15 protein-coding genes are annotated in these 14,598 nt (G+C 73.1%); 10 read left to right on the forward strand and 5 right to left on the reverse strand.

Translation table 11 applies throughout. From position 1 onward, the window contains the following. Nucleotides 1-207 (forward strand): hypothetical protein (locus tag ALMP_RS37945; RefSeq protein ID WP_264936528.1); only part of this gene is annotated, 207 nt, incomplete at its 5' end. A gap of 353 nt (nucleotides 208-560) precedes the next feature. Here ALMP_RS37945 and ALMP_RS37950 read toward each other — a convergent pair. Then, on the reverse strand, nucleotides 561-1,331 hold the full coding sequence (locus tag ALMP_RS37950) for a hypothetical protein (RefSeq protein WP_264936529.1): 771 nt from the start codon (nucleotides 1,329-1,331) through the stop codon (nucleotides 561-563). Between the two features lie 267 nt (nucleotides 1,332-1,598). Between ALMP_RS37950 and purN the strand changes: the two genes are divergently transcribed. Together purN and purH are read left to right on the forward strand one after the other, a co-directional pair. Beyond that, a complete protein-coding gene (gene purN / locus ALMP_RS37955; RefSeq protein WP_264936530.1) occupies nucleotides 1,599-2,228 on the forward strand; it encodes a phosphoribosylglycinamide formyltransferase in 630 nt (209 codons plus the stop codon). After that, complete coding sequence (purH, locus tag ALMP_RS37960; protein WP_264936531.1) at nucleotides 2,225-3,796, forward strand: bifunctional phosphoribosylaminoimidazolecarboxamide formyltransferase/IMP cyclohydrolase; 1,572 nt, start codon at nucleotides 2,225-2,227, stop codon at nucleotides 3,794-3,796. The genes purN and purH overlap by 4 nt, the downstream gene beginning before the upstream one ends. Nucleotides 3,797-3,856: 60 nt before the next feature. On the opposite strand, the gene ALMP_RS37965 is transcribed toward purH, so the two are convergent. The 4 genes from ALMP_RS37965 to ALMP_RS37980 all read right to left on the reverse strand — a co-directional run bounded on the left by ALMP_RS37965 (nucleotide 3,857) and on the right by ALMP_RS37980 (nucleotide 7,466). Further along, on the reverse strand, nucleotides 3,857-4,435 hold the full coding sequence (locus tag ALMP_RS37965; RefSeq protein ID WP_264936532.1) for a peptidoglycan-binding protein: 579 nt from the start codon (nucleotides 4,433-4,435) through the stop codon (nucleotides 3,857-3,859). 97 nt (nucleotides 4,436-4,532) lie between these two features. Continuing rightward, entirely contained in the window at nucleotides 4,533-5,969 is a 1,437-nt protein-coding gene (locus ALMP_RS37970; RefSeq protein WP_264936533.1) for a serine/threonine-protein kinase, read from the reverse strand. After that, nucleotides 5,966-6,724 (reverse strand): FHA domain-containing protein, encoded by a 759-nt coding sequence (locus ALMP_RS37975; protein WP_375803602.1) that lies wholly within the window; start codon nucleotides 6,722-6,724, stop codon nucleotides 5,966-5,968. The genes ALMP_RS37970 and ALMP_RS37975 overlap by 4 nt, the downstream gene beginning before the upstream one ends. A 106-nt stretch (nucleotides 6,725-6,830) precedes the next feature. Next, on the reverse strand, nucleotides 6,831-7,466 hold the full coding sequence (locus ALMP_RS37980) for a hypothetical protein (RefSeq protein ID WP_264936534.1): 636 nt from the start codon (nucleotides 7,464-7,466) through the stop codon (nucleotides 6,831-6,833). A gap of 212 nt (nucleotides 7,467-7,678) precedes the next feature. Here ALMP_RS37980 and ALMP_RS37985 point away from each other — a divergent pair, with 212 nt between their 5' ends. The 7 genes from ALMP_RS37985 to ALMP_RS38015 all read left to right on the forward strand — a co-directional run bounded on the left by ALMP_RS37985 (nucleotide 7,679) and on the right by ALMP_RS38015 (nucleotide 14,564). Further along, on the forward strand, nucleotides 7,679-8,533 hold the full coding sequence (locus ALMP_RS37985; RefSeq protein ID WP_264936535.1) for a bifunctional methylenetetrahydrofolate dehydrogenase/methenyltetrahydrofolate cyclohydrolase: 855 nt from the start codon (nucleotides 7,679-7,681) through the stop codon (nucleotides 8,531-8,533). After that, nucleotides 8,523-9,014, forward strand: a complete 492-nt coding sequence (locus ALMP_RS37990) for a DUF3017 domain-containing protein (protein WP_264936536.1) — start codon at nucleotides 8,523-8,525, stop codon at nucleotides 9,012-9,014. Before ALMP_RS37985 ends, ALMP_RS37990 begins: the two co-directional genes overlap by 11 nt. 241 nt (nucleotides 9,015-9,255) lie before the next feature. Next, nucleotides 9,256-9,759, forward strand: a complete 504-nt coding sequence (locus ALMP_RS37995) for a helix-turn-helix transcriptional regulator (RefSeq protein ID WP_264936537.1) — start codon at nucleotides 9,256-9,258, stop codon at nucleotides 9,757-9,759. 44 nt (nucleotides 9,760-9,803) lie between these two features. Continuing rightward, on the forward strand, nucleotides 9,804-10,727 hold the full coding sequence (locus ALMP_RS38000; protein WP_264936538.1) for an XRE family transcriptional regulator: 924 nt from the start codon (nucleotides 9,804-9,806) through the stop codon (nucleotides 10,725-10,727). A 360-nt stretch (nucleotides 10,728-11,087) separates the two neighbouring features. Next, nucleotides 11,088-12,077 carry a malate dehydrogenase gene (locus ALMP_RS38005; protein WP_264936539.1) on the forward strand — a complete coding sequence of 330 codons (990 nt, stop codon included), beginning with the start codon at nucleotides 11,088-11,090 and terminating at the stop codon, nucleotides 12,075-12,077. 215 nt (nucleotides 12,078-12,292) lie between these two features. Continuing rightward, nucleotides 12,293-12,886, forward strand: a complete 594-nt coding sequence (locus ALMP_RS38010; protein ID WP_264936540.1) for a DinB family protein — start codon at nucleotides 12,293-12,295, stop codon at nucleotides 12,884-12,886. A gap of 157 nt (nucleotides 12,887-13,043) precedes the next feature. After that, a complete protein-coding gene (locus ALMP_RS38015) occupies nucleotides 13,044-14,564 on the forward strand; it encodes an aldehyde dehydrogenase family protein (RefSeq protein ID WP_264936541.1) in 1,521 nt (506 codons plus the stop codon). Nucleotides 14,565-14,598 lie beyond the last annotated feature (34 nt).

Here is a 14,598-nt window from a genome sequence, read left to right on the forward strand (position 1 = left end):
GCTGCCTCTGTGGCGGCTGGCTCTGTGGCCGGTTCTGCCTCTGCGTCTGTGTCTGGCTCGAGGGTTGTCCCGGAGGACGGGGACGACGTGTACGACGTTGCCGAGGCGGAGGGCGAGTGGCGTGGTGGCGATACCGCTCGGGTGGTGTGGTGGGGCGTGTTGCGGGAGGTGAGGGTGGCCGAGGGGGGAGGGGCGTCGGCGGGGTGACCGTCAGGTGGTTTCGCCCCCGCCGCCCCTACCCTTCCCCGTCCCCCGGGGGCTGCCGCCCCCGGCCCCCCGCTTCGGCCCTGAACGGGCCTCGTCCTCAAGCGCCGGACGGGCTGACTGCGCCGCCCTGCGCTGCGAAGCCCGCCCTCAGCTGTCGTCGGACGGGCTGACTGCGCCGCCCTGCGCTGGCGAGTCCCGTATGGGGGGCTGCCGCCCCCGGCCCCCCGCTTCGGCCCCGAATGGGCCTTGTCCTCAAGCGCTGGACGGGCTGACTGTGCCGACCGCGCTGCGAAGTCCGCCCTCAGTTGTCGTCGGACGGGCTGATCGACGCCGCTCCGGGCCAAGAAGGACCCTCAGCTGTTCGCCCCCAGGATGCCCCGCAGCTGGTCCGGCAGCAGATCGCTGCATGCCTGCTTCGCCTCGTTCGTCAGGGCGTCGTTGGTGCAGGTGTAGTAGTCGCGGTAGACCAGCTGGGCCGTGAAGGTGGTCGCGACCAGGGCCAGCGCCAGGGAGGCGGTGACCAGGCCGCTGATCGCCGCGGTGGTCTGGGGACGGCCCGTGGTCTCAGTGGGCGGGGTGTTCGGGTCGGGGGTGCGGGGCTTGGCGCGCAGGGCGCTAATGCCCCAGTGCAGGGCGAGCGCGCCGAGCAGCAGGGCGACGTACGGCCAGCCGAAGAGGGCGAAGAAGAAGGCCCACATGCCGCACAGCAGGGCGTAGCGCGCGCGGCGCTGGGCGGGGTCCTTGGGGTCCCAGCGGGGGGTGGGGCCGCCGGAGCCGGGGCCGCCGCCCTCGGGGCCGCCACCGCGGGGGCGCTCGCCGAAGCCGCCCTCGGGGGAACGGCCGGGCTGGCGGTCGCTCCACTGGCTGCCCCAGGGAGAGCCGGTGGACCCGCGCCTGCCGTCGGGGTCGCCGGAGTCGTCGTGGCCCGGGGAGGGGTGGCGGGGCCGCCACGGGCGGTCCGGGGTGCCCTCCGGCGGCGGGGCGAAGGGGTTGTCGTCCTGGTCGCCGCCCTGCGCATCGGGCGGGGAGGCCGGGCGCCGCTCCCTCAGCAGCGCCGCGCCGCGCTCCCCTCCCTGCGGCGACTGCGGGGGGAACGTGAGGAGTCGCAGACTGCGGTCCGGCATCAAGTGAGCGTCTTCCCCTAGGTGATACGGCTGTCTGGTGTGAGCTGTCACTTCGAAAACGCACCGCACGACGACCGCGTTCCCGAGCCCGCTCGTCCCAGACGCTACCTTCCGGCCACGCCCCCGTCCCGTGGGGGCCGTCCGGAGTGCCGGTATCGTTGCTGACGGTCGGCCGCTTCGTAGACTTCCCCGTATACCGGGGCGCGAAGCATTCGTATGAATGCACAGCCGGCCATACGAACGCACCCCCGAGAAAGGGCCCCCGCCGTGGCCGCCAAGCCCGTGGCCAAGCGCCTCGTCGTGCTGGTCTCCGGATCCGGTACGAACCTTCAGGCGCTGCTCGACGAGATCGCCGCCACCGGAGCCGAGGCGTACGGCGCCGAGGTCGTGGCCGTCGGCGCGGACCGGGAGGGCATCGAAGGGCTCGCCCGTGCCGAGCGCGCAGGCATCCCCACCTTCGTGCGGAAGGTGAAGGACTACGGCAGCCGCGCGGAGTGGGACGCGGCGCTCGCCGAGGCGGTCGCCTCCCACGAGCCCGACCTCGTCGTCTCCGCCGGGTTCATGAAGATCGTCGGGCAGGAGTTCCTGGCGCGGTTCGGCGGGCGGTTCGTCAACACCCACCCCGCCCTGCTGCCCAGTTTCCCGGGGGCCCACGGGGTGCGCGACGCACTCGCGTACGGCGCCAAGGTCACCGGCTGCACCGTCCACTTCGTCGACGACGGCGTCGACACCGGCCCGATCATCGCCCAGGGCGTGGTGGAGGTCCGGGACGAGGACGACGAGAGCGCGCTGCACGAGCGCATCAAGGAAGTCGAGCGAAGGCTGCTCGTCGAGGTCGTGGGGCGCCTCGCCCGCAACGGCTATCGCATTGAGGGACGAAAGGTAGTAATCCAGTGACCGTCACCGCCGAGAGCAACAAGCGGGCCATTCGACGGGCGCTCGTCAGCGTCTACGACAAGACGGGCCTCGAAGACCTCGCGCGCGGGCTGCACGAGGCGGGCGTGGAGCTCGTCTCCACCGGGTCCACCGCCGCGAAGATCGCCGCCGTCGGGGTGCCCGTCACCAAGGTCGAGGAGCTCACCGGTTTCCCCGAGTGCCTGGACGGCCGGGTCAAGACCCTGCACCCGAAGGTCCACGCGGGCATCCTCGCCGACCTGCGGCTGGAGGACCACCGGCGGCAGCTGGCGGAGCTGGGCGTCGAGCCGTTCGACCTGGTCGTGGTGAACCTCTACCCGTTCCGGGAGACCGTCGCGTCCGGGGCGACCCCCGACGAGTGCGTCGAGCAGATCGACATCGGCGGCCCGTCGATGGTCCGCGCGGCCGCCAAGAACCACCCCTCCGTGGCCGTCGTCACCAGCCCGGCGCGCTACGCCGACGTCCTCGCGGCGGTCACGGGCGGCGGCTTCGACCTCGCCACCCGCAAGCGGCTCGCCGCCGAGGCCTTCCAGCACACGGCGGCCTACGACGTGGCGGTGGCGAGCTGGTTCGCATCCTCGTACGCGCCCGTCGACGACTCGCGGTTCCCCGACTTCCTGGGCGCCACCTGGGAGCGGGAGAGCACCCTCCGCTACGGCGAGAACCCGCACCAGCCGGCCGCCCTCTACGTCGACGCGACCGGCGGCGGCCTCGCACAGGCCGAGCAGCTGCACGGCAAGGAGATGTCGTACAACAACTACACGGACACGGACGCCGCGCGCCGTGCCGCGTACGACCACGACGAGCCGGCCGTCGCGATCATCAAGCACGCCAACCCCTGCGGCATCGCGGTCGGCGCGGACGTCGCCGAGGCGCACCGCAAGGCGCACGCCTGTGACCCGCTGTCGGCGTTCGGCGGTGTGATCGCCGTCAACCGGCCGGTCAGCAAGGAGATGGCCGAGCAGGTCGCCGAGATCTTCACCGAGGTCATCGTCGCGCCGGACTACGAGGAGGGGGCGCTGGAGGCCCTCACCAAGAAGAAGAACATCCGCGTGCTGCGCTGCCCCGAGGGCCCCGCGGCCCCCGTCGAGGTCAAGCCGATCGACGGCGGCGCGCTCCTCCAGGTCACCGACCGCCTCCAGGCCGACGGCGACGACCCGGCCAACTGGACGCTGGCCACCGGCGAGGCGCTGAACGAGGAGGAGCTCCAGCAGCTCGCCTTCGCCTGGAAGGCCTGCCGCGCCGTGAAGTCCAACGCCATCCTGCTCGCCAAGGACGGCGCCTCGGTGGGTGTCGGCATGGGACAGGTCAACCGCGTCGACTCCTGCAAGCTGGCGGTGGAGCGGGCCGGCGAGGAGCGGGCCCGGGGCGCGTACGTGGCGTCCGACGCGTTCTTCCCGTTCCCCGACAACATCGACGTCCTGGGCGCCGCGGGCGTCAAGGCCATCGTCCAGCCCGGTGGCTCGGTCCGCGACGAACTGGTCGTCGAGGCCGCCGAGAAGGCCGGCATCACGATGTACTTCACGGGCACGCGCCACTTCTTCCACTGAGCCGCACCCGCGCGGGGGCCGCCGGTCGTCCAGGACCGGCGGCCCCCGCGCGGTGAGGTGTCAGCCGCAGCTGAGGTAGTTGTAGCCGGCCTGCCGCCAGTCGTCGTTCGCGTCCGGGAAGAGGTAGATCCCCTGGGTGTTGCGGCGGAGGTTGAAGTCGTGCTCCTTGCCGTTGTACTTGAGGTACAACGTCTCCCCGCGGTCGATGCTGCCGCCGGTCTTCACGAGCTGGTTGTCGGCCCTGCCGAACGTCTCGTTGCCGACCCACGTGTCCACACCGATGTCCCACTGCCTCTGGAGGTTGGCGGTGGCGTAGTAGGTGTCCCAGCCGAAGACGCCGTCGATGTCCGACTTGCTGAACTTCGGTGAGCCCGGCTGGTGGGTCTTGCGGGCGCCCTCCGCCCAGAGGATCCGCTGCCACAGGCAGACGGCGTTGGAGACGGAGACGTCGGGCGTCTGGCCGAGTTCCCTGCCCAGCTCCCCCTCGTCCCCCCAGTCGCCCGCGAACTCGTCGTACCCACGAACGTATCCGTCGGACATCTTCGCGGAAGCCGGCGACGCGCTCACCGCCATCGCCCCGACGGCGAGTGCGGCGACGACCGCGGCACCCAGACGCTTGCGTGTCGTACGAAGACTCATGATGGTCCCTTCCCCGTTGCTCGTGGCACCAGGTCCCGGTGCCATGGCCATGCTGTCCGGGGCGGGCGAACGGGGGTACCTGCAACATTCCAGGGCATCAGGGCCCGCCGTCGCCGCTCGTCAGGTCCCCGCAGTGCACGATCAGCTGGTGGGAGCGGGGGGCGTAGGTGCCCGCCAGGTTGCCCTGGGCGCGTTGTCCCGTGCAGCCGGTGCGCTTGCGGTTGTTGGGGCGGGTGACGTCCAGGCCGACGGGGGTGTAGTCACGGCCCCGGTAGTAGGCCACGCCGCCCAGGCCCGTCGACTCGTCGCCGTTGTAGAAGACGGACCTCACCGGCCGGTCGACGGTCCACATGCAGGTCTCCTCGCCCGACAGCCAGTCGGGGTCGCTGCCCTGCCAGTCGCACAGCTCCCCGGTGCCGTTCGGCCCGCTGAAGAAGCACACGGACTTGGCCGGGCAGCGGTGGTAGCCGTACGACGGCCCCTCGTCCCGCAGGAGCGCGTAGGGCACCGTCGCCGCCCCCGCCAGCAGTACGGCCGCGAGGGCGGTCACCAGGGCGGGGCGGCGCCAGCGGCGGGGCCGCAACCGGGGGAGGCGGGCGGAGGGGGCGGTGCCGGCGGCCGCCTCCACACGGCGCAGCAGCGTGGCCGTGGTGTGGGCGGCGCGCTCCTCGTGGGTGCGGGAGAGGCAGTCGGTGACGATCTGCCGCCAGGCGGCGGGCAGCCGGGGCGAGAGGCGGAGTTCCTCGGTGCCGCGGGCGTAGCGCACGGCCGCGTCGGTGCGGGCCTCGGTCGTGGCGCCGGGCAGTGGATGGCCGCCGGTGAGGACCAGGTGCGCCAGGACGCCGAAGGCCCAGACGTCGGCGGTGGGGCGGATGCGGGTGCCGCGTTCGCTGACCTCGGGCCACAGGAGTTCGGGCGGGGTGTAGTCGGGGGTGGCGAACGCGGGGGAGTAGGCGTGGGTGCCTTCGAGTTCGGCGGCCGTGCTGAAGTCGCCCAGCCGCACCGAGCCGTCGTCCATCAGGAGCACGTTGCCCGGCTTGAGGTCGCCGTGGACCCAGCCGGCGTGGTGCAGCTGGCTCAGGCCCTCACAGATCTGGGCGAGGAGCGCGGCGCCGTGGCCGGGATCCAGGCCCCGGTCGAGCACGGCGTCCAGGGAACCCGCGGCCCGCTCCAGGACGAGGACGGTGGCGCCGTCGAGTTCGGGGTGGTCCGGGTCGTCGACGGTGAGGGTCTCGTACATGCGGATCAGCCGGGGCGCGCTCAGCCGGCTGAGCAGCTCGACCTCACGCTCGGCCAGTTCCCGCAGGTGGCGCAGTTGGCGCGGGGTGCGGGTGCCGGTCGGCAGGAACTTCAGCGCCGCGACCCGCGGCGACGCCGTTCCCGTGCGGGTGTCGTCCGCCGAGCCCGCCGAGTACGCCGAGTACACGGTGGCGAACGCGCCCGACGCGATGGGCTCGCGCACCTCCCAGGAGCCGACCCGGTAGCCCTTCGGCACGGGCACGACGTGCGGCCGCTCGTTCCCCGGCCCGGTCATGACGCCACCTCGCGATGGGCCGGGGAGGAGAGCGCGAGCAGGTCCTCGTCACGGACGAGGTCGAAACGCAGGGCCAGCGAGACCAGCGACTCCTTCTTGCCGTTGAGGCGCCGGCCGGGCTCCGGGGTCTCCGGGCCGGGCCTGAGACGGAGTTTGAGGGCGAGGTAGTCGATGTTCCAGTTGACGGCGGAGCGGCTGGCCCCGGGCCAGGTGGGGCGCAGCCGTTCCACCACGTCGTCGACGGTCGGCAGCGGGGCGTGCGGCGCGTGCCGCAGCCGGGGCTCGCACAGGGCGGTCAGCACCGCGAAGTACCGCTTGGTGCGGTCGAGCGCGAACGCGGGGGCCGTGGTGGCGCCGGGGACCCCGGGGCCGAGGGCGCGGGCGCGGAAGCCGTGGCACGGCGCCCACACGTCGAAGCTGAGCAGGTCGCCGGCGGCGGGCAGGACGACCCGGGAGAACTCGAACGGGATGGGCGCGTCCTGCCGGCCCGGGGCGATCTTGATGTGCTCGCCCGCCCCTTCCGGGTTCTCCACCACGTAGGTCTGGTGGGCGCTGTGGTTGCTGAGGATCCAGTACGCGCGGTGCGCGGTGATCTCCCCGGCGACCCGGGACACGCCCGCGTGGGCGATCACCAGGTCGTTGCCGGTCGCGGCCCGGCCGAAGGCGAGTCGCTCGCCCGGACCGAGCCTCAGCTGCTCCTGGGGCCCCTCGCACTGCGGCGGTACGACGATGATGCTGTCCAACGACACGGCCATCGGCCTCCCCCTTGGTCGGACGACTCAGGGTAAGAGCTTTCTCTCGTGACTCTCATGCCTTTGCCGGGCGTGTCGGACCACCGGGGAGGCGCCCGCCTCGCCCCGCTCAGTACCGCGGACGGCGGAACCAGGCCGCGCTGTCACGCTTCGCGGAGAAGACGATCAGCAGGATCGCGATCACCATGAGGAGCAGGCCGAGCCCGTACGCCGAGAGCATGAAGATGCCGGTGATGATCGCGAACGAGCCGTAGACGATCGAGCACACGCGCACGGCGTTGCCGCCCTTGGCGTACTGCGCCAGCAGCGCCACGCCGAGCAGCGCGAACACCACGGCCAGGCCCATCAGGAACACCACGACACCCTTGCCCAGGTCGGCGTAGTTCTCCGCCTGCGCGTCGCCCGTGATGCCCGCCTTCAGCATCTCCTCGTCCCACCGGGACAGCACCCACCCGTACGCTCCCGCGACGATCAGGTGGGCCACCACGACCAGGCCCAGCATGATCCGCGCGGCGCGCGTGATGCCCGGCATGGTCAGGGGCGCGCCGGGGAACTGCGGGTCGCCCGGGAACTGCGGGTACGGCTGCTGGCCGTACTGCTGCTGGGGGTACGCCGGGGCCTGCGGGAAGCCGTAGCCCGGCTGGGCGGGTCCGTAGCCGGGGGCGGCCGGCGGTTGCGGCGGCTGGGGGACCGGGGGCTGCTGGGGCGGCGGCCCGTAGGGGTTGTGCGGCTCGCCGTAGCTCATGGCGGTCCTTCCTCCGAGTGCGTTCGGGTGCGGGGACGACGCGCGGCATGTGCGGAAGGAAGGTGGTGCGAGTGCGGTTGGTCCCCCCGGTACTGCCCGCGGCACTGCCCGCCAATCGTTCCGTCGTGGCCGGTTCCTTGTCCAGCGGCATTCCGGGGGAGTCGCGCCCGGCGGATTGGAACCGGGAGGCCGTCATCCGGGAGGATGGGCCCATGACCGCCCAGATTCTCGATGGCAAGGCCACCGCAGCCGAGATCAAGTCGGATCTGACCGCCCGCGTGGCGGCGCTGAAGGAGAAGGGCGTCACGCCCGGCCTCGGCACGATCCTCGTCGGGGACGATCCCGGCAGCCAGAAGTACGTCGCCGGCAAGCACCGCGACTGCGCCGAGGTCGGCATCGCCTCCATCCAGCGCGAACTGCCCGCCACGGCCACGCAGGAGGAGATCGAGGCGGTCGTCCGCGAGCTGAACGAGGACCCGGCCTGCACCGGGTACATCGTCCAGCTGCCGCTGCCCCGGGGCATCGACGAGAACCGGGTCCTGGAGCTGATGGATCCGGCCAAGGACGCCGACGGACTCCACCCGATGAACCTGGGCCGGCTCGTCCTCAACGAGCCCGCGCCGCTGCCCTGCACCCCCAACGGCGTGCTCACCCTGCTGCGCCGCCACGGCGTCGAGATCAAGGGCGCGGAGGTCGTGGTCGTCGGCCGCGGCGTGACCATCGGCCGGCCGATGCCGCTGCTGCTGACCCGGCGCAGCGAGAACGCGACCGTCACCCAGTGCCACACCGGCACCCGCGACCTGGCGGCGCACCTGCGGCGGGCGGACATCATCGTCGCCGCCGCCGGTTCCGCCCACCTGATCCGCGCCGAGGACGTCAAGCCGGGCGCGGCCGTCCTCGACGTCGGCGTCTCCCGCAGCGCCGAGGGCAAGATCGTGGGCGACGTCCACCCGGACGTCCGGGAGGTCGCCGGCTGGATCTCCCCCAACCCGGGCGGGGTCGGCCCGATGACCCGCGCGCAGCTGCTGGTCAACGTGGTCGAGGCGGCGGAGCGCAGTGTCGGCTGAACGCGGGGACACCCCCGCCGAGACCGGCCCGCGGGCCGAGGACATCGAGGTGCGCGACCCCGTCAGCGCCCCCGACGCCGACGGTGTGCCGCGCCGCACCACGCGTCGCTTCCCCCTGTTCACCCGGGACACCGCGCGCCCCGAGGGCGCCGGACGGGCCGCCTCCGGTGACGCCCTCGCGGCCCGGCAGTGGCCGATCATCGCCGTGCTGGGCCTGGTCGCGCTCGGTCTGCTGCTGCTCGCCTTCGACCTGTTCCGCGCCGGCGCCATCCTGGTCGGCGTCGCCCTGCTCGGCGGGGCGGTGCTGCGCTGGCTGCTGCCCGGCGTCGGCATGCTCGCCGTCCGCTCCCGCTTCACGGACATCGTGACCTACGGGGTGCTCGGCACGGCGATCGTGCTGCTGGCGCTGATGGCCCAGCCGAATCCGCTGCTGGAGATCCCGTTCCTGAAGGACACCCTGCACTTCACGGTCAGCAGCTGACCCACCGCAGGCGTACGGCGGCCCGTCCTCTCCCCCGAGCCAGGACGGGCCGCCGACGCGTTCCACGCTGCCGCACGTCCGGCCGGCCGTTCAACGGCTGTCCGGCCGCTGTGGCACGGAGGTGACCGTTCCGCCATCGTGTCCGGGCCGCGCCACAGTCGCCGCCGGTCCGGGAACCGACCGGCCGCCGGACGTCGTCCCTTGATCGGACCGGAGGGGGAGGACCGAAGGAGGGTGCGCGATGGGCGCCTGGCAGCCGCTGCCGGACGAACTGCCGCCGGAGGTACGGCATTTCGTGGAGCAGTTGCGGCAGCTGAAGGACGGCACGGGCCTCAGCCTGGCCGCGCTCGGAGCCCGGACCGCGTACAGCAAGTCGTCCTGGCAGCGTTACCTCAACGCCGTGCAGCCGCCACCCCGGCAGGCCGTCGCCGCGCTGTGCCGGGTCGCGGGCCTGACGGGCCCGGACGCCGAACGCCACTGCGTGCGCTGGGAACTCGCCGTCGAGGCCTGGCCCCGGCCCGCGCAGCCGCCGTCGGCGGACGCGGCGGACACCCCGGACACCCCGGACACCGCGCGGGCCGTGGACACCGCGGACTACGAGGACGAGCCCACCATCCCCTGGTGGGACCGGCTGGAGGAGCGGCCGCCCGCGCCACGGCCCGCCGGACGTGTCCTCCTCGCCGCGGTCGTGCTCCTGCTGGTGCTGCTGCTCACGGCCGTCGGGGGAGCCGTGGTGTTCGGCTGAGCGCTACCGTGGCCGGGAGGGCCGCGGCGGAGGGAGGGGGGACGATGCCCCGCTGGAAGGACCTGCCGGACGAACTCGACCCACAGGTCGGGGAGTTCACCGGTCATCTGCGGCAGATCGTGGACCGCGCCGGGCTGAGCGTCGCCGCGCTCGCCGACCGCACCGGCTACGGCAGGGCGTCCTGGGAGCGCTACCTCAACGGCCGGCTGCTCGCCCCCAAGGGCGCGGTCGTCGCCCTGGCCGAGGTCACCGGCACCGACCCGGCCCGTCTGATCGCCCTGTGGGAGCCGGCCGAGCGCGCCTGGAGCCGCTCGGAGCTGCGCCAGGACCGGGCCGCGGAGGCCGTACGGCTCTCTCGCGCGCGGACGGTGACGAGCCCGACCCCCGGCATCGCGGGCCCGGCGGGCGTCTCCCCGGCCCTGCCCCGGACGACGGCGGAGCCCGCCGACGCGCGCCCGGCGGCGCCGCCCGGACCGCACGCGCGCCGCCCGGCGGTGTTCCTCGCCGCCGCCGTCGGCGTGGTCCTGGTCGCCGTGGGCGCGTTCCTCCTCACCGACGGCGGCACCCCGCCACCGGACCGGACCGCCGCCGCCTCCCCGCCGCCGTCGGCGGTGTCCAGCCCGACCCCGCCGGCCGGGGTCGGCTGCGTCGGCGCCGGCTGCGCCGGCAAGGACGCGGAGAAGATGGGCTGCGGCGGCCCCCTCGCGACCACCGCGCGGAGCGTCACCGTCGGGGGGACCCTGGTGGAGGTCCGCTACAGCGAGACCTGCGGCGCGGTCTGGGGCCGGATCACCCGGGCGGCCCAAGGCGACCAGGTCCGCCTGACCGTGGGTTCCGCCCGGCAGGCCGGTGACATCACCGCCGCCGGTGACACGATCGCGTACACCCCGATGCTGGCGACCGACGACCCGGCCACCGCACAGGTATGCGCGGCCCTCGCCTCGGGCGAACAGGGCTGCACGCGCTGACCTGCCGGGTTGCCGGTGACGCGGCAGAGGGACCCCGCCCGGCGATCTTCACATGTGTGAAGAAGCTGCGGGTGCCGGAATACCCGTGGCCGGTCGGGGCACGCGAACCGTACCCCCACGGGAGTCCGGCCCCGACCGGCAACCCCCGCCCGGCGGCCGCGCGGTTCCTCTCTCCCGGACCGGCGGCCGCCGGTCGCCGTTCCGGGCGGGTGACTCTGTGGGACGGGCCACACAGCCCGGGAGGTCCGGGATCCTGGATGCGCGATAGCCTGACCGCTGGATGGATCTCTTGATACCAAGAGATCGATCAAACGTCCGGGGCAGGGACGCCCCACCGCCAGCTGTCATACGGAGAACGCCATGACCCGCACTCCCGTGAACGTCACCGTCACCGGCGCGGCCGGCCAGATCGGTTACGCCCTGCTCTTCCGCATCGCCTCCGGCCAGCTGCTCGGCGCGGACGTGCCGGTCAAGCTGCGCCTGCTGGAGATCACCCCGGCGCTGAAGGCCGCCGAGGGCACGGCCATGGAGCTGGACGACTGCGCGTTCCCGCTGCTCCAGGGCATCGACATCACCGACGACCCGAACGTCGCCTTCGACGGCGCCAACGTCGCGCTCCTCGTGGGCGCCCGCCCCCGCACCAAGGGCATGGAGCGCGGTGACCTGCTGGAGGCCAACGGCGGCATCTTCAAGCCGCAGGGCCAGGCCATCAACGCCCACGCCGCGGACGACATCAAGGTCCTGGTCGTCGGCAACCCGGCCAACACCAACGCGCTGATCGCCCAGGCCGCCGCCCCGGACGTACCGGCCGAACGGTTCACCGCCATGACCCGTCTGGACCACAACCGCGCCCTGACCCAGCTCGCGAAGAAGACGGGCAGCACGGTCGCGGACATCAAGAAGCTCACGATCTGGGGCAACCACTCCGCCACCCAGTACCCGGACATCTTCCACGCCACCGTCGCCGGCAAGAACGCCGCCGAGGTCGTCAACGACGAGAAGTGGCTCGCCGAGGACTTCATCCCGACCGTCGCCAAGCGCGGTGCGGCGATCATCGAGGCCCGCGGCGCCTCCTCCGCGGCCTCCGCCGCCAACGCCGCCATCGACCACGTCTACTCCTGGGTCAACGGCACCCCGGAGGGCGACTGGGTCTCCATGGGCATCCCGTCCGACGGCTCCTACGGCGTCCCCGAGGGCCTGATCTCCTCCTTCCCGGTCACCACGAAGGACGGCAAGTACGAGATCGTCCAGGGCCTGGAGATCAACGAGTTCTCCCGTGCCCGTATCGACGCCTCCGTGAAGGAGCTCGAGGAGGAGCGCGAGGCGGTCCGCGCCCTCGGCCTCATCTGAGGTTCCCTCACATGACGATCCCCGGACGGCGGCCCGCCGTCCGGGGATCGTCATGTTCGGTGCCCTCTCGTCCTGCTGCACCGCCTCCCCGAACCGGTTCAGCACCCTGACTCCGAGACCGCGCGGCAGCTGGTGCGGCGCCTGGTGCTCCCGGGTGGAGAGCAGAAGGGAATTCCGGCAGTGGATCGTCCGGAACCGGCCGTAGCCTGCCGAGCATGAGCGAGCACACCCAACCCCAGCCGCTGTGGGAGCCCCCCGTCGCGGGCAGCGAGGCCGACACCCTGGTCGGCTCCCTGGAACGCCAGCGCAGAACCCTGGCCTGGAAGTGCGAGGGCCTGGACGCGGCCGGTCTGAACACCCGCCTCGGCTCCTCCTCGGTGACCCTGGGCGGTCTGCTGAAGCATCTCGCCCTCGTGGAGGACGAGTACCTCACCCGGCGTCTGCTGGGCAAGGAGCTGGGCGCGCCCTGGGACACGGTCGACTGGGACGCGCAGACCGACTGGGAGTGGCGCTCCGCCGCCTCCGACACGCCCGAGCAGCTCTTCGCGCTGTACGAGTCCGCCGTGGCCCGCTCCCGCGCCCACGTCCGCGAGGCCCTGGCCGCCGGCGGCCCCGGCTTCCTCACCGCCTACACCAGCCCCCGGGGCGAGTCCCCGAGCCTGCGCCGCGTACTGGTCGACCTCGTCGAGGAGTACGCCCGCCACGTCGGCCAGGCCGACCTCATCCGGGAGTCGATCGACGGCCGGGTGGGGGAGGACCCGCCGGGCGACTTCCCGATGCCAGGCCACCGCGCGGGTGACGCCATGTGACCGGACTCGCCTTCCCGCCCCGCGTTCAGTGACACAGCGCACTTTCGGCCATCGATTGCGCATGCAATCCCCCGGCCGGGGCATGCGCTCACGGTCCCGGTGAGTGACACCCGTGTGACACAGGGGCACTGAACAGGAACGGAAGGCACACCCGATCATGGCGGACACAACAGAACTCCCGGCGCGGAAGACCATCCACGTGGGCGGGGAATGGCGGGAAGCCTCCTCCGGCGCCACGCGCGAGATCCTCGACCCCGCGGACGCCCTGCCGTTCGCCGTGGTCGCGGAGGGCGACGAGAAGGACACCGACCTGGCGGTCGCGGCGGCCCGGCGTGCCTTCGACCACGGCGACTGGCCGCGCACCCCGGCCGCCGAACGCGCCGCGCTGCTGCGCCGCGTCGCCGGCCTCCTGATACGCGACCGCGAGGAACTCGGCCTGCTGGAGAGCCGGGACGCCGGCAAGACCGTCGAGGAGGGCCGCGTCGACATCGACTGTGTCGCCGACGCCTTCCGCTACTTCGCCGACCTCGTCGCCGCCGAGGCGCCCGGCCGGGTCGTCGACGCGGGCTCCCCCGACATCCACAGCGTCGTCGTCCACGAACCGGTCGGCGTGTGCGCGCTGATCACCCCCTGGAACTACCCGCTCCTCCAGGCCAGTTGGAAGATCGCGCCCGCCCTCGCCGCCGGCAACACCTTCGTCGTCAAGCCCAGCGAGATCACCCCCCTGACGACCGTCGCGCTCATCGACCTGCTGGCCGAGGCCGGGCTGCCCGCCGGGGTCGCGAACATCGTCACCGGGCCCGGCCACTCCGTCGGCGCCCGCCTCGCCGAACACCCCGACGTCGACCTGGTCTCCTTCACCGGCGGCCTGGCCAGCGGCACCAAGGTCGCCCAGGCAGCCGCCCCCACCGTCAAGAAGGTCGCCCTCGAACTCGGCGGCAAGAACCCCAACGTCGTCTTCGCCGACGCCTGCGCCACCGAGGACGGCTTCGACACCGCCGTCGACCAGGCCCTCAACGCGGCGTTCATCCACAGCGGCCAGGTCTGCTCGGCGGGCGCCCGGCTCATCGTCGAGGAGTCCGTCCGCGAACGCTTCGTCACCGAACTCGCCCGCCGGGCCGGCCGTATCCGCCTCGGGCGCGGGACCGGGGACGGCGTCGAGTGCGGCCCCCTCGTCTCCGAACAGCAGCGCGCCAAGGTCGAGGCCTACGTCGCCTCCGCGCTGGCGGAGGGCGCGGTGCTGCGCTGCGGCGGCGGCCGCCCCGAGCCGTCCCCCGAGCGGCCGGCGAACGGCTACTTCTACGAGCCGACCGTCCTCGACCGCTGCCACCGGGAGATGAGGGTCGTCCGGGAGGAGGTCTTCGGACCGGTCCTCACCGTCGAGACCTTCCGCACCGAGGACGAGGCCGTCGCCCTCGCCAACGACACCGAGTACGGCCTCGCGGGCGCCGTCTGGACCGCCGACGCCGGCCGCGCCCGCCGGGTCGCCGGACGGCTGCGGCACGGCACCGTCTGGATCAACGACTTCCACCCCTACCTCCCGCAGGCGGAGTGGGGCGGCTTCGGCAAGAGCGGAGTGGGCCGCGAACTCGGCCCCGCCGGACTCGCCGAGTACCGCGAGACCAAGCACGTCTACCAGAACCTCGCCCCGAAGCCGGTCCGCTGGTTCGCCGGCTGACCGTTCCCGCCCACCCCCTGCCGACGTCCCGCTC

The sequence above is a fragment of the Streptomyces sp. A012304 genome (assembly GCF_026008495.1).
Classification (GTDB): Bacteria; Actinomycetota; Actinomycetes; order Streptomycetales; family Streptomycetaceae; genus Streptomyces.

Bases quoted from the DNA above. Each gene is read 5' to 3' on its own strand.
- ALMP_RS37950 (WP_264936529.1), bottom strand. From the start codon at position 1,331: ATGCCGGACCGCAGTCTGCGACTCCTCACGTTCCCCCCGCAGTCGCCG.
- ALMP_RS37965 (WP_264936532.1), bottom strand. From the start codon at position 4,435: ATGAGTCTTCGTACGACACGCAAGCGTCTGGGTGCCGCGGTCGTCGCC.
- ALMP_RS37970 (WP_264936533.1), bottom strand. From the start codon at position 5,969: ATGACCGGGCCGGGGAACGAGCGGCCGCACGTCGTGCCCGTGCCGAAG.
- ALMP_RS37975 (WP_375803602.1), bottom strand. From the start codon at position 6,724: ATGGCCGTGTCGTTGGACAGCATCATCGTCGTACCGCCGCAGTGCGAG.
- ALMP_RS37980 (WP_264936534.1), bottom strand. From the start codon at position 7,466: ATGAGCTACGGCGAGCCGCACAACCCCTACGGGCCGCCGCCCCAGCAG.
- ALMP_RS37985 (WP_264936535.1), top strand. From the start codon at position 7,679: ATGACCGCCCAGATTCTCGATGGCAAGGCCACCGCAGCCGAGATCAAG.
- ALMP_RS37995 (WP_264936537.1), top strand. From the start codon at position 9,256: ATGGGCGCCTGGCAGCCGCTGCCGGACGAACTGCCGCCGGAGGTACGG.
- ALMP_RS38000 (WP_264936538.1), top strand. From the start codon at position 9,804: ATGCCCCGCTGGAAGGACCTGCCGGACGAACTCGACCCACAGGTCGGG.
- ALMP_RS38005 (WP_264936539.1), top strand. From the start codon at position 11,088: ATGACCCGCACTCCCGTGAACGTCACCGTCACCGGCGCGGCCGGCCAG.
- ALMP_RS38010 (WP_264936540.1), top strand. From the start codon at position 12,293: ATGAGCGAGCACACCCAACCCCAGCCGCTGTGGGAGCCCCCCGTCGCG.
- ALMP_RS38015 (WP_264936541.1), top strand. From the start codon at position 13,044: ATGGCGGACACAACAGAACTCCCGGCGCGGAAGACCATCCACGTGGGC.